This window comes from Amycolatopsis ruanii, from assembly GCF_003385175.1.
In the GTDB taxonomy this organism is placed as follows: Bacteria; Actinomycetota; Actinomycetes; order Mycobacteriales; family Pseudonocardiaceae; genus Amycolatopsis_E; species Amycolatopsis_E thermalba.
The window spans coordinates 57723-70409 of the sequence record NZ_PQHY01000006.1; the positions used below are offsets into that span (position 1 = coordinate 57723).

Sequence of the window (12687 nt, forward strand, 5' to 3'; positions counted from 1 at the left end):
CCCTCCTTCAGTACCCGGTCTTGCCGTCGATCCGTTCGCGCAGCAGGTCGGCGTGCCCGTTGTGGCGGGCGTACTCGGCGAGCACGTGCACGATGATCCGGCGCAGCGAGACCGGCGTGCCCGGCGGCGCGTGCACGCCGGTGACGTCCAGCGACGGCGCGTCGGCGACGATCCGCCGCGACTGCTCGCACTCGGCGCGCCACACCGCCAGCGCCTCCGCCGGATCGCCGTCCAGGCGCTCGAAGTCCTGCTCCGGATCGTCGTCGGAGTAGTACAGGACCGGCACGTCCTCGCCGCGGAACTGGATGCGGAACCACCAGCGTTCGACACCGGCGAGGTGGCGCAGCAGCCCGTGCAGGGTCAGGCCCGACGGCGGGATCAGCTTCTCGGACAGGCGATCCGGTGGCACGCCGGCGCACTTGAGCTCGAAGGTCTGCCGGTGCCAGTCGAGGTAGGCGGTGAGGATCTCGCGCTCGTCACCGGTCTTGGGCAGGGGCGGGCGCGTGTCCTCGGCCCACAGCTGGGCGAAGTTGGCGGCCGGGATCTCGGTCATGCTCCGAGCGTGCCACCACCCACCGACAAAAACGTGAGCGCGGCCACGACCAGCGTCTCCACGCCGGTGCGCAGCGTCGGGTGCAGCACCGGCGCGAACCGCGGCGAGTGGTTGGACGGCACGTCCCGCTCGAACCGGCCCTCGGCCATGGCGGTGAGCACGAAGTCCTGGTCCAGCCCGCCGACCAGCCAGAACACCGACGGCACCCCGGCCGCGCGGCCGAACTCGCCGAAGTCCTCGCTGCCGGTGACCAGCGGCGCCTCCATGGTGCGGTCGGCGCCGAAGTGGGCGGTGAAGGCCTCGCTCAGCGTCCGGTTCGCGGCCTCGTCGTTGCTGGTCACCGGGAACGTCGCGATCGGCGTGATCTCCGGGGGCCGTGGCGCGCCCGCCGCGGCCGCCTCGCCCCGGACGATGCGCTCGACCGCGGCCAGCACCCGGGACCGGACCTGCTCGTCGAAGGTGCGGACGTTGACCTCGAGCACGGCTTCCTCGGCGATGATGTTGGGCGCGGTGCCGACGTGCATCGACCCGACGGTCACCACGGCCTGCTCGGTCGCCGCGATCTCGCGGGACACGATCGTCTGCAGCCGCATCACCACCGACGCGGCCAGCACCGCCGGGTCGACGGTCGTCTCCGGCCGGGAGCCGTGCCCGCCGCGGCCGTGCAGCACGATCCGCAGCGAGTCGGTCGCCGCCATCAGCACGCCCGGCCGGGTCAGCACCCAGCCGGCCGGGCCGGGCACGACGTGCTGGCCGAGCACCACGGCGGGTGTGCCGACCAGGTCGAACAGGCCGTCGCGGACCATCGCCTCCGCGCCGTCGCCGACCTCCTCACCGGGCTGGTAGACCACGACGAGGGTGCCCCGCCAGCCGTCCCGCCGCGCGGCGAGCAGCCGGGCGGCGCCGTCGAGCCAGGTGGCGTGCATGTCGTGGCCGCACGCGTGCATGACCGGGACCTCGTCGCCGCCGGCGTTCGGCGCGCGCACCTCGCTGGCGTAGGGCAGGCCGGTCTTCTCGGCGACCGGCAGCGCGTCGATGTCCGCGCGCAGCATCACGGCCGGGCCGTCCCCGTTGCGCAGCACCCCGGCCACGCCGGTGCCGCCGATGCCGGTGTGCACCTCGAACCCGGCCTCACGCAACCGCGCCGCGAGCTTGCCCGCGGTCCGGTGCTCGGCGAACGACAGCTCGGGGTGCCGGTGCAGGTCGACGTAGAGCTCCTGCAGGCCCGGCAGGAGCTCGTCGAGCCCCGCGAACAGCGCTGCCCGGTCCGTGGTGGTCATACGGCCATCACAGCACAGCCGCGGCGGCTCGCGTGGGAGGATCACCCACCGTGAGCATTCCGCGGTTCTCCGACGATTTCCTGGCCCGGCTGCGCGAGGCGTTCCGGCGGACCGGCTACGACGCCGACGGCGTGGTCGGCGCGCTCGGCGGGACCGCGCACGCGGCGCTGGGCCGCGGTGAGCCCGAACTCGCCTTCCGCGCCACCGCGGACGCCGGTGAGCTCGGCACGCTCATCCGCCTGTTCCTGCTGGGCTCGGCCGAGCCGGAGGCGGCGGTGCGGGCGGCCCTGGCGCCGCTCGCGCTGGACGACGCGCTCGCGGCCGGTCTCGTGCGCGGACGGGAGCTGCTGCGCGCGGGCCTGGACGTGCGGCCGCACGGGGACGAGCAGGGTTCCTGGTGGGTGGTGTCGGACCTGGACTCCGACGTGCTCGGCGCCGAGGTGCCGCCGGACCACGTGCTCGGCGTCGGCCACGCGTCGCTGAGCCTGATCCGCGCCACCACCCGCCGCCCGGTGGGCAGCCTGCTGGACCTGGGCACCGGCAACGGGGTGCAGGCGCTGCACGCGACCCGGCACGCCCGGCGGGTCACCGCCACCGACGTGTCGGAGCGGGCGCTGGCGCTGGCGGACGCGACGTTCCGGCTGAACGAGCTGGACGTGGAACTGGTGCGGGGCGAGTGGTTCGCGCCGGTCGCGCGCCGCCGGTTCGACCAGATCGTGTGCAATCCGCCGTTCGTGGTGGGACCGCCGCGCATCGACTACACCTACCGCGACTCCGGGCCGGCCGGCGACGACGCGAGCGCGCTGGTGATCCGCCAGCTGCCCGGGTTCCTGACCGAGGGCGGCACCGGGCAGCTGCTCGCCTCCTGGTTGCACGTCGACGGCGAGGACTGGGCCGACCGGGTGAGCCGGTGGCTGCCGGGCGGCACGGACGCGTGGTTCGTGCAACGCGACGTAGCCGACCCGGGGCTGTACGTGGGCACCTGGTTGCGTGACGCGGGCATCGATCCGCGCTCCGAGCGCGGCCGGGCCAAGGCCGCCGGCTGGCTGGATTGGTTCGCGGAGAACAAGGTCCGGGGCGTCGGGTTCGGGTTCGTCACGCTGCGCCGGACCGACGCGGCGCACCCGACGGTGGTGTGCGAGGACCTGCGGCAGGCCTACGACGATCCGCTGGGCCCGGAGGCCGGCGCCTGGCTGGACCGCGTGAGCTGGCTGCGCGAGCACGGCCACGACCTGCTCGGCGCGCGCTTCCGGGTGCCGCCGACGGTGCTGCTGGAGCGGGTTTCCGCGCCCGGCGACGAGGGCTGGGACACCACCGTGCTGCGGCTGCACCGCTCCGACGGGCCCGGCTGGCAGCACGAGGTCGACGAGACGGTCGCCGCGCTGCTGGCCGGCTGCCGGGGCGCGCTGCCGCTGTCGGACCTGCTGTCGCTGCTCGCCGCCGGGCACGGCCTGGACGCCGACGCGCTGACCGAGGCCGCGTTGCCGCTGGTGCGCGAGCTGGTCCGCCACGGGTTCCTGGAGGCGGTGTGAGGGCGGTCGCGGCGCGGGTGACCGAGGCGAGCGTCACAGTCGGGGGTGAGGTCGTCGGCGCGATCGAGGAGCCGGGGCTGCTGGTGCTGCTGGGCGTCCACGTTTCGGACACCGAAGACAAAGCGGTCACCATGGCACGCAAGCTGCACGAGCTCCGGATCCTGCGCGACGAGGAGTCCTGCGCCACTTCCGGGGCCCCGCTGCTGGTGGTGAGCCAATTCACGCTCTACGGCGACACCCGCAAGGGGCGCCGTCCATCGTGGACGCAGGCGGCCCGCCCGGACGCCGCGCTGGCGTTGTTCGACCGCGTCGTGGCGGAGCTGCGCGAGCGCGGAGCCCGTGTGGCCACGGGGAAATTCGGCGCCATGATGGCGGTGCACAGCGCCAACGACGGGCCCTTCACGGTGCTCGTAGAGGTCTGAACCACTGCCCCGCCGGGCGGGTCTCTCAGCAAAACCTCAGCTTTGGTGGAGCAACCCGGTCCGGTACCGCCCCGTCTGGAAGTCGAGGAGGCGGGAACGTTTTGGCAACGGCCGGCGTTGGAACCATTGTCCAGCCGACGAGCTGGGCGCGCGGGGGTGGAGTACTCCACAGGATTCACCCACGCGGCGCAGGAGCCGGTGTGACGCACCGAACGTGTCCGCCCGTGACCGGGGAGGCAGAACATGTCAGTACAGACTCTCGAGCGTCCGACTCGTGAGGTCCCCGAGCCCGAATTCGAGCCCGTCGAGTCCAGCGTACGCCCTTCGCCGAACCTCGACGCGGATCTCGACGCCCAGGGCCCGGCCGCGGACCTCGTGCGGGTCTACCTCAACGGGATCGGCAAGACCGCGCTGCTGTCCGCCGCCGACGAGGTCGAGCTCGCCAAGCGCATCGAGGCGGGGGTGTTCGCGCAGCACATGCTCGACACCGCGCCGAAGCTGAGCCCGCAGCGCCGCAAGGAGCTGGAGGCGCTCGTGCGCGACGGCCACAAGGCCAAGAACCACCTGCTGGAGGCCAACCTCCGGCTGGTCGTGTCGCTGGCCAAGCGCTACACCGGACGGGGGATGCCGCTGCTCGACCTGATCCAGGAGGGGAACCTGGGTCTGATCCGCGCGGTGGAGAAGTTCGACTACTCCAAGGGGTTCAAGTTCTCGACCTACGCGACGTGGTGGATCCGCCAGGCCATCACCCGCGGCATGGCCGACCAGGGCCGCACCATCCGGCTGCCCGTGCACCTCGTCGAGCAGGTCAACAAGCTGGCCCGCATCAAGCGCGACCTGCACCAGCAGCTCGGCCGTGAGGCCACCAACGAGGAGCTGGCCGCCGAGTCCGGCATCGCGGTGGAGAAGGTCGCCGACCTGCTCGACCACGCCCGCGACCCGGTGAGCCTGGACATGCCGGTCGGCACCGACGAGGACGCCCCGCTGGGCGACTTCATCGAGGACTCCGAAGCCACCGACGCCGAGAGCGCGGTCATCTCGGGCCTGCTGCAGGACGACCTGCGCCGGGTCCTGGCCACGCTCGACGAGCGGGAGCAGCAGGTCATCCGGATGCGCTACGGCCTCGACGACGGCCAGCCGCGCACCCTCGACCAGATCGGCAAGCACTTCGGGCTGTCCCGCGAGCGGGTCCGCCAGATCGAGCGCGAGGTCATGTCGAAGCTGCGCCAGGGCGAGCGGGCCGAGCGGCTGCGCGCCTACGCCAGCTGACCCGTCCAGGGCAACCGACAGGGCCACTCCGCCTACGCGGGGTGGCCCTGTTTGCCTTCCACGACAACCCGATCGGCCGTGTTGACGTATGACGTAGGTCACGTCACCGTGGAAGCAACGTCTGGTGAGTTCTTCACGTCCTACGGACGGTGAACTTCGCGGCGGGCGCCCTGTGCTCCCGGCCGCTTTCCCCGGAAGGTCGGGTCCGTCGGGGTGGGCCCGGCCTTCCGACTTTTCCGGGGTGGTTCGCGCCACGCGATCGCCGGCGAGGTCCGCGCCACACCTCAGCGTGGGTGAGCACGCGCAGGCGGTAACGTCAAGGGCCCGAATTGCCTGCGAGGGAGCCCGAGTGACCACCACCACCTTCCAGTACACCGACGTGCTGCCGCTGGGTCCGGACCACGAGACCGAGTACCGGCTCGTGACGGCCGAGGGCGTCCGGGTCGTCGAGGCCGCCGGACGGAAGTTCCTGGAAGTCGACCCCGAAGCGCTGACCAAGCTCGCCCGGACCGCCATCACCGACATCCAGCACCTGCTGCGCTCGTCGCACCTGGCGCAGCTGCGCGCGATCGTCGACGACCCCGAGGCCAGCGGCAACGACCGCTTCGTGGCGATGGACCTGCTGCGCAACGCCGCCATCTCGGCCGGCGGGGTGCTGCCGATGTGCCAGGACACCGGCACCGCGATCGTCATCGGCAAGCGCAGCCAGGGCGTGCTCACCGGCGGCAACGACGAGCAGGCCCTCGCGCGCGGCATCTTCGACGCCTACCAGGAGCTGAACCTGCGCTACTCGCAGATGGCGCCGGTCACCTTCTGGGAGGAGAAGAACACCGGGACCAACCTGCCGGCCCAGATCGAGCTGTTCCACAAGGACGGGACCGGGGATCCGAGCTACGAGTTCCTGTTCATGGCCAAGGGCGGCGGCTCGGCCAACAAGACGTTCCTCTACCAGGAGACCAAGGCCGTCCTGAATCCGAAGCGGCTGGCGAAGTTCCTGGACGAGAAGCTGCGCAGCCTCGGCACCGCGGCCTGCCCGCCCTACCACCTGGCGATCGTGGTCGGCGGCATGTCGGCCGAGTACAACCTCAAGGTCGCCAAGCTCGCCTCCGCGCGCTACCTGGACAACCTGCCGCGCGAGGGCTCCCCGCTCGGCCACGGCTTCCGGGACACCGACCTGGAGCAGCAGGTCCTGGAGATGACCCGGCAGTTCGGCATCGGCGCCCAGTTCGGCGGCAAGTACTTCTGCCACGACGTGCGCGTCATCCGCCTGCCGCGGCACGGCGCGTCCTGCCCGGTCGGCATCGCGGTGTCCTGCTCGGCGGACCGCCAGGCCAAGGCGAAGATCACCGCCGACGGCGTGTTCATCGAGCAGCTGGAGCGCGACCCGGCCCGCTTCCTCCCGGACGTGACCACCGACGACCTGTCCGACGAGGTGGTCCAGGTCGACCTGAACCGCCCGATGGACGAGATCCGCGCGCAGCTGTCCTCGCTGCCGGTGAAGACCCGCTTGTCGCTGACCGGCCCGCTGGTGGTGGCCCGCGACATCGCGCACGCCAAGATCGCCGAGCGCCTCGAAGCCGGTGAGGAGATGCCGCAGTACCTGCGCGACCACCCGGTCTACTACGCCGGCCCGGCCAAGACCCCGGACGGCTACGCGTCCGGCTCGTTCGGGCCGACGACCGCGGGCCGGATGGACTCCTACGTCGCCCAGTTCCAGGCGGCAGGCGGGTCGATGGTCATGCTCGCCAAGGGCAACCGGTCCAAGCAGGTGACCGCGTCCTGCCGGCAGCACGGCGGCTTCTACCTGGGCTCGATCGGTGGCCCGGCGGCGCGGCTGGCGCAGGACTGCATCAAGAAGGTCGAGGTCCTGGAGTACCCCGAGCTGGGCATGGAAGCCGTGTGGAAGATCGAGGTCGAGGACTTCCCGGCGTTCATCGTCATCGACGACAAGGGCAACGACTTCTTCGCCGAGACCTCGGAACCGGTGCTGCAGATCAGCTTCCGCTCCTGACCGGCTGACGGGAACGGGCGCCACCCGCGGGTGGCGCCCGTTCCTTCACGCCTGGAACAGGTTCACCAGCCGGTCCAGCGTCTTGTCGATGGCCTGCTTGTTCTTGCGCGGGAAGAAGCTCAGGTCGATCAACAGCGGGATCCGCGCGGTGGACCAGTCGAAGGTCTCGGTGACCTCGGTCGAGCCGTCCTCGAGGGGCGTGAGCTGCCAGCGCCAGCGGTGCCCGTTGAAGTGCCGCCAGGCGATCAGCCGGTTCTCGTCGTACTCGACGACCGTGTTGAGGATCTTGTACGGCGCGCCCATCTTCATGTCCATGCCGAAGCGGGAGCCGAGCGTCAGGCGTTCCGGCCCGCTGCTCTGCGCGGCCAGCACCGTGCCGGACCCGTCGATCAGCGGGTGCTTCGACGGGTCCGTGAGCAGCTCGAAGATCTTCTCCGGCGGAGCCGCGACGATCCGCGTGGCGGAGACCTGGCGTTTCTTCATGCCCGGGATACTACCGGTCAGTAACCTCGTTTGGCGCTCGTCAGCACCACGGTCCGCTCGTTCAGGGGTTCGGACAGGGTCGCCGATACCACCGGGTAGCGCATGTCCATGGTGCACATCTGGCCCGCCAGGTTGCTCTTGTTCTCCACCAGGGTGACCACGACCTGCCGCGCGTCCTGGGCGGTCACCTCGGCCGCGGCGCGCCCGCACCCGCCTTCCTCGGCTCGGACGAACAGCTGCCTGCCGTCGGCGCTGACGTACACCTCGCGCGGGAAGTCCGAGGGCAGCGCCGAGGAGTCGACGCGGGTGGCCGGCACCTGGGCGGTGTCCGCGGGCGGCTGCATCTGCCGCGGGCCGCCGGGCATCACCGGGGGCAGGTCGGTGGTCGGGATGGGCGCGACGACCGAGGGCTCGCCGGTGGGCTGACCGCCGGAGCCGGGCTGGACGGATTCGGGTCGCTCACCGCAGGCCGTGGCCGCCAGCAGGACGAGGCCCAGCCCGCACATCGTTGCTTTCCACCTCATGCTCCCTGGACGGTACGGGCCCGCCGGCGGGTTGCACGAAAAATCTCCGGGGCCGTGTCGATCGAATCGTTCCCCGTTCGACCCATGGGGTGAGAGGGTCCGAGAGGGACCCGGACATCGAGGGAGAAACACCGTGAAGTTCATGCTGATCTGGCGGGCCACCGACGAGGCGTTCGCGAACCTGGGCGACTTCGACTTCGACCAGATGATCGAGATGACCGGACGCTACAACCAGGAGCTGATCCGCGCGGGCGTGCTGGTCGCCGCCGAAGGGCTGGACGACGCGAACGACGGCGTGGTGGTCGACTTCTCGTCCGAGCCGCCCGTGGTCACCGACGGCCCGTACGGCGAGACGAAGGAGCTGTTCGGCGGGTTCTACATCCTCAACGTGGCCTCCAAGGAGGAGGCGGTCGAGTGGGCCAAGCGGTCGCCGATCAAGGGCAAGGGCTTCAAGACCGAGATCCGCCGCGTCACCACCATCGACGAGTTCCCGCAGGACAACGAGTGGATCCAGAAGGAGCGGGCGTGGCGCGAGGCGACCAGCCAGCTCTGAGATGACCGAACGGGAAGCGATCGCCGCGGTCTGGCGGATCGAGTCGGCGCGGATCGTCGGTGCGCTCGCGCGCTACACCGGCGATTTCGCGCTGGCCGAGGACCTCGCGCAGGAGGCGCTGGCCGAGCCGCTGGTGACCTGGCCGCGTGAGGGGGTGCCGCGCAACCCGGCGGGGTGGCTGCTCACGGTGGGCAGGCGGCGGGCCGTCGACGCGTTCCGCCGCCGCTCCGCGCTCGACTCGAAGTACGCCGTCCTCGCAGCCGACCTGCGCGAGGACGGCGGCGAGGTCGAGTGGGACCCGGACCAGATCGACGACGACGTGCTCGCGCTGATGTTCATCTCGTGCCACCCGGTGTTGTCGCGGGAGGCCAGGGTCGCGTTGACGCTGCGCGTGGTGGGCGGTCTGACCAGCGACGAGATCGCGCGGGCGTTCCTCGTGCCGACGGCGACCGTGCAGGCGCGGATCACGCGCGCGAAGAAGACGCTCGCCGCGGCGCGGGTGCCGTTCGAGGTGCCCGCGCCGGACGAGCGGGCCAAGCGGCTCGGCTCGGTGCTGAACGTGATCTACGTGATCTTCACCGAGGGGTCGTCGGCCAGCTCGGGCGGCGACCTGATCCGGTTCGACCTCGCGGGTGAGGCCCAGCGCCTCGCCCGGGTGGTGTCGCGCCTGATGCCGGACGAGCCGGAGGTGCACGGGCTGCTGGCGTTGCTGGAGCTGACGGCGGCCCGGTTCCCGGCGCGGACCGGGCCGGACGGCGAGCCGGTGCTGCTGGAGGACCAGGACCGGCGGCGCTGGGACCGCTCGGCGATCCGGCGGGGCCGGGCGGCGCTGGCGCGGGCGGAGGCGGCCGGGCGGGGGCTGGGCGCGTACGGCCTGCAGGCCGCGATCGCCGAGTGCCACGCCGTGGCGCCGTCGGTGGCGGAGACGGACTGGGCGCGGGTGGTGCTGCTGTACGAGGCCCTCGGGCGGCTCGCGCCGTCGCCGGTGGTGGAGCTGAACCGGGCGGTGGCGGTGTCGATGGCGCAGGGTCCGGTGGCGGCGCTGCCGCTCGTGGACTCCCTGGCGGCCGGCGGCACGTTCGAGAAGTCCCACTTGCTGCCCACCGTGCGCGGGGAACTGCTGGTCCGGCTCGGCCGGACCGGTGAGGCCCGGGCCGAACTGGAGCGGGCGATCCAGCTGTGCGGGAACGACCGGGAACGCGCGGTGCTGCGGCGCAAACTGGACGCTCTCGGTTGAGCCCGCGTCGCCGAACGAACGGCCGCCGAACATCCCGTAACGGATCACCACCACGGCCGGGCCACCGGCTACGGTCTCCCCGTGACAGGACTGACGCGCCGGCTCGGGACCGGGGACGCGGTGGTGATCGGCCTCGGGTCGATGATCGGGGCCGGGGTGTTCGCCGCCTTCGCGCCCGCCGCCCGCGCCGCGGGGGCCGGCCTGCTGGCCGGGCTGGCGCTGGCGGCCGTGGTCGCCTACTGCAACGCCACCTCCTCGGCCCGGCTGGCCGCCCGGTATCCGGAGTCCGGCGGCACCTACGTCTACGGCCGCGAGCGGCTCGGCCCGTTCTGGGGCTACCTCGCCGGGTGGGGGTTCGTCGTCGGCAAGACCGCGAGCTGCGCGGCGATGGCGCTGACCGTCGCCGCCTACACCGCGCCCGGCGCGGGCCGGTTCACGCAGTCGCTCGTCGCCGCGGCCGCCGTGCTCGCGCTGACCGCCCTCAACTACCGGGGCGTCCAGCGCTCGGTGACCGTCACCAAGGTCATCGTCACCGTCACGCTCGTCGTCCTCACCGCCGCGGTCGTCGCGCTCGCCACGGCCGGCGCGCCCGTCCCCGGCGGCCTCACGCCCGCGATCGACGCCGGTGGCGTCCTGCAGTCGGCCGGGCTGCTGTTCTTCGCCTTCGCCGGGTACGCGCGCGTCGCCACCCTCGGCGAGGAGGTGCGCGACCCCGCGCGCACCATCCCCCGCGCCATCCCGATCGCACTCGGGATCACCCTCGTCGTCTACGCGGTCGTCGCCGTTTTCCTGCTGCGGCAACTGGGCCCGGACGGACTGGCGTCCACTTCGGACCCGATCGCCACCGCGATCACCGGCACGTCCTGGCCGGCGCTCACCCCGGTCGTGCGGGCGGCCGCGGCACTCGCCGCGCTCGGCGCGCTGCTCGCGCTGGTGCTCGGCGTGTCCCGGACGACGTTCGCCATGGCCCGCGACGGTCACCTGCCCGCTCCCCTGGCCGCCGTGCACCCGCGGTTCGCCGTGCCGCACCGCGCGGAGGTCGCGGTCGGTGTCGCGGTCGGCACCCTGGTGCTGGTGACCGACCTGCGCGGCGCGATCGGGTTCTCCTCGTTCGCGGTGCTGACCTACTACGCCATCGCGAACGCGAGCGCGTGGACGCTCGGCACCCGGCGCGTGGTGCCGGTGGTGGGCCTGATCGGGTGCGTGGTGCTCGCGTTCAGCCTGCCGCTCGCGTCGGTGATCAGCGGTGCCGCGGTGCTGGCCGTGGGCGCCGTGGCGTGGGTGGCAACTTCCGGCCGACGCCGTTGAGGACGCCTCCTCCGGCGCGGACGATTCCGGGCATGACGCTGGAGATGGCACGGACGCGGCCCACCTTCGCCGCGGTGATCGGTGAGGCCCTCCGGAAGTCGTTCGTGGGCACCGGCCGGATGTCGCGGCGCGACTTCTGGTTGTTCGTGCTGTTCTGGTTCCTCGTCAGCTGGGGTCCGCTGCTGACCGCGACCGCGATCGGACAGGAGTGGGTGGGGACCGTCGGGGTGGTCGCCGGCATCGTCCTGATGTTCCCGCTGATCTCCGCGGGGATCCGCCGGCTGCACGACACCGGCCGCTCCGGCGCGTGGTGCCTGCTGCTGCCGACCTTCGCGTCCTTCGTCGTGCTGATCCTGTGGACCGAGGCCGCTCAGCCCCACGCGAACCAGCACGGCCCGGTCACCGGGTCTTGTCGAGCCGGTCGAGCGTCTCGGAGTAGCCGCTGACCAGGTCGGCGATGATCTCGGCCACCGGGCGCACCCGGTCGATCCGGCCGATGATCTGCCCGGCCGGCATCGACACCACCGTCGGGTCGTTCGCCGCGTGGATGCGGTTGTGCGCCTTGCTGACCAGCAGGTTCTGCAGCGGCATCGGCAGCGGCTCGGGCGCGTCCGCGGCCGACCAGGCCTGCGTCCACCGCGTCTTGAGCAGCCGCGCGGGCTTGCCGGTGTAGATGCGCGTCCGCACGGTGTCCGACGACGTGGCCCCGACCAGCGCGCTCTGCATCGCGGTCGAGTCCGGCATCGTCTGCAGGTACTCCTCCGTCGCGAGCCAGATCGAGCCGGTCCACGCGCCGGACGCGCCCAGCGCCAGCGCGACCACGGCCTGCCTGCCCGAGCCGATGCCGCCCGCGGCCAGCACCGGCGCCCGGTCGCCCACCGCGTCGACGATCTCCGGCAGCAGCACCATCGACGCGATCTCGCCGGTGTGCCCGCCGGCCTCGTAGCCCTGCGCCACCACGAAGTCCACGCCGTTGTCGACGTGCCGCACCGCGTGCTCGGCCTTGCCCGCGAGCGTGTCGGCCGGCACGCCGTGCTCGTGGGCCTGCTCGATCACGTCGACCGGCGGGGAGCCGAGCGCGTTGGCGATCAGCTTGATCGGGTGCTTGAGCGCGACCTCGACGTGCGAGCGGGCCACCGAGTGCAGCCAGCCGAGCACACCGGCGCGTTCCGCGGTGTCCTCCGGCAGCTCCGGCACACCCAGCTCGCGCAGGGTCCGCTCGACGAACGCGCGGTGCTCCTCCGGGATCAGCTTCTCGAGGTCGACCGCGGCGCCCTCGGCGGGCACCTTCGCGGGCATGACGATGTCGACCCCGTAGGGCTTGCCGTCGGTGTTGGCGTCCATCCAGTCCAGCACCCGGTCGAGTTCCCCGGCGTCGTTGAACCGCACGCAGCCGAGCACGCCGAGCCCGCCGGCCTTGCTGATCGCGGCGGCCACGTGCTCCGACGGGGTGAACCCGATGATCGGGTACCGGATGCCGAACGTCTCGCACAGCGCGGTGCGCATCAAGTGTCT

At 72.3% G+C, this 12687-nt stretch carries 13 protein-coding genes; 8 read left to right on the top strand and 5 right to left on the bottom strand.

Annotation, left to right across the window (positions count from 1 at the left end; translation table 11 throughout):
- Positions 1 to 7 precede the first annotated feature (7 nt).
- Together D0D28_RS04965 and D0D28_RS04970 are read right to left on the bottom strand one after the other, a co-directional pair.
- Positions 8 to 553, bottom strand: coding sequence for a DinB family protein (locus D0D28_RS04965; RefSeq protein ID WP_116109878.1), 546 nt, complete (start codon positions 551 to 553; stop codon positions 8 to 10).
- A complete protein-coding gene (locus D0D28_RS04970) occupies positions 550 to 1833 on the bottom strand; it encodes an amidohydrolase (protein ID WP_094009032.1) in 1284 nt (427 codons plus the stop codon). The genes D0D28_RS04965 and D0D28_RS04970 overlap by 4 nt, the downstream gene beginning before the upstream one ends.
- 50 nt (positions 1834 to 1883) lie before the next feature.
- Here D0D28_RS04970 and D0D28_RS04975 point away from each other — a divergent pair, with 50 nt between their 5' ends.
- From D0D28_RS04975 to D0D28_RS04990, 4 genes are all read left to right on the top strand, one after another.
- Positions 1884 to 3365: a N5-glutamine methyltransferase family protein gene (locus tag D0D28_RS04975; RefSeq protein ID WP_162830981.1), complete on the top strand. Its 1482-nt coding sequence runs from the start codon at positions 1884 to 1886 to the stop codon at positions 3363 to 3365.
- The gene (gene dtd / locus D0D28_RS04980) at positions 3362 to 3787 is read left to right on the top strand and encodes a D-aminoacyl-tRNA deacylase (RefSeq protein WP_094009033.1); all 426 of its coding nucleotides are present in this window, start codon (positions 3362 to 3364) and stop codon (positions 3785 to 3787) included. Before D0D28_RS04975 ends, dtd begins: the two co-directional genes overlap by 4 nt.
- Before the next feature lie 243 nt (positions 3788 to 4030).
- Positions 4031 to 5056: a sigma-70 family RNA polymerase sigma factor gene (locus tag D0D28_RS04985; protein ID WP_094009034.1), complete on the top strand. Its 1026-nt coding sequence runs from the start codon at positions 4031 to 4033 to the stop codon at positions 5054 to 5056.
- Positions 5057 to 5405: 349 nt separating this feature from the next.
- A complete protein-coding gene (locus D0D28_RS04990) occupies positions 5406 to 7067 on the top strand; it encodes a fumarate hydratase (protein ID WP_094009035.1) in 1662 nt (553 codons plus the stop codon).
- A gap of 45 nt (positions 7068 to 7112) precedes the next feature.
- On the opposite strand, the gene D0D28_RS04995 is transcribed toward D0D28_RS04990, so the two are convergent.
- Both D0D28_RS04995 and D0D28_RS05000 read right to left on the bottom strand, forming a co-directional pair.
- On the bottom strand, positions 7113 to 7550 hold the full coding sequence (locus tag D0D28_RS04995; protein ID WP_094009036.1) for an SRPBCC family protein: 438 nt from the start codon (positions 7548 to 7550) through the stop codon (positions 7113 to 7115).
- A gap of 17 nt (positions 7551 to 7567) precedes the next feature.
- On the bottom strand, positions 7568 to 8074 hold the full coding sequence (locus tag D0D28_RS05000) for a hypothetical protein (RefSeq protein ID WP_233157545.1): 507 nt from the start codon (positions 8072 to 8074) through the stop codon (positions 7568 to 7570).
- A gap of 133 nt (positions 8075 to 8207) precedes the next feature.
- On the opposite strand from D0D28_RS05000, the gene D0D28_RS05005 reads away from it, so the two are divergent.
- The 4 genes from D0D28_RS05005 (at position 8208) to D0D28_RS05020 (ending at position 11618) form a co-directional block, all read left to right on the top strand.
- Positions 8208 to 8627, top strand: coding sequence for a YciI family protein (locus D0D28_RS05005; protein WP_116109879.1), 420 nt, complete (start codon positions 8208 to 8210; stop codon positions 8625 to 8627).
- A gap of 1 nt (position 8628) precedes the next feature.
- Positions 8629 to 9864 (top strand): RNA polymerase sigma factor, encoded by a 1236-nt coding sequence (locus tag D0D28_RS05010; RefSeq protein ID WP_116109880.1) that lies wholly within the window; start codon positions 8629 to 8631, stop codon positions 9862 to 9864.
- A gap of 90 nt (positions 9865 to 9954) precedes the next feature.
- Entirely contained in the window at positions 9955 to 11172 is a 1218-nt protein-coding gene (locus tag D0D28_RS05015) for an APC family permease (protein ID WP_205413187.1), read from the top strand.
- A 32-nt stretch (positions 11173 to 11204) separates the two neighbouring features.
- Entirely contained in the window at positions 11205 to 11618 is a 414-nt protein-coding gene (locus tag D0D28_RS05020; RefSeq protein ID WP_116109882.1) for a DUF805 domain-containing protein, read from the top strand.
- Here D0D28_RS05020 and D0D28_RS05025 read toward each other — a convergent pair.
- Positions 11572 to 12678: an NAD(P)H-dependent flavin oxidoreductase gene (locus D0D28_RS05025; protein WP_116109883.1), complete on the bottom strand. Its 1107-nt coding sequence runs from the start codon at positions 12676 to 12678 to the stop codon at positions 11572 to 11574. The two genes, D0D28_RS05020 and D0D28_RS05025, sit on opposite strands and share 47 nt — an antisense overlap.
- Between the last annotated feature and the right edge of the window lie 9 nt (positions 12679 to 12687).

Coding starts and splice junctions, on each gene's coding strand:
- D0D28_RS05025 (WP_116109883.1), bottom strand. CDS start 12,678: ATGCGCACCGCGCTGTGCGAGACGTTCGGCATCCGGTACCCGATCATC.
- D0D28_RS04995 (WP_094009036.1), bottom strand. CDS start 7,550: ATGAAGAAACGCCAGGTCTCCGCCACGCGGATCGTCGCGGCTCCGCCG.
- D0D28_RS05000 (WP_233157545.1), bottom strand. CDS start 8,074: ATGAGGTGGAAAGCAACGATGTGCGGGCTGGGCCTCGTCCTGCTGGCG.
- D0D28_RS04965 (WP_116109878.1), bottom strand. CDS start 553: ATGACCGAGATCCCGGCCGCCAACTTCGCCCAGCTGTGGGCCGAGGAC.
- D0D28_RS05010 (WP_116109880.1), top strand. CDS start 8,629: ATGACCGAACGGGAAGCGATCGCCGCGGTCTGGCGGATCGAGTCGGCG.
- D0D28_RS04970 (WP_094009032.1), bottom strand. CDS start 1,833: ATGACCACCACGGACCGGGCAGCGCTGTTCGCGGGGCTCGACGAGCTC.
- D0D28_RS04985 (WP_094009034.1), top strand. CDS start 4,031: ATGTCAGTACAGACTCTCGAGCGTCCGACTCGTGAGGTCCCCGAGCCC.
- D0D28_RS05020 (WP_116109882.1), top strand. CDS start 11,205: ATGACGCTGGAGATGGCACGGACGCGGCCCACCTTCGCCGCGGTGATC.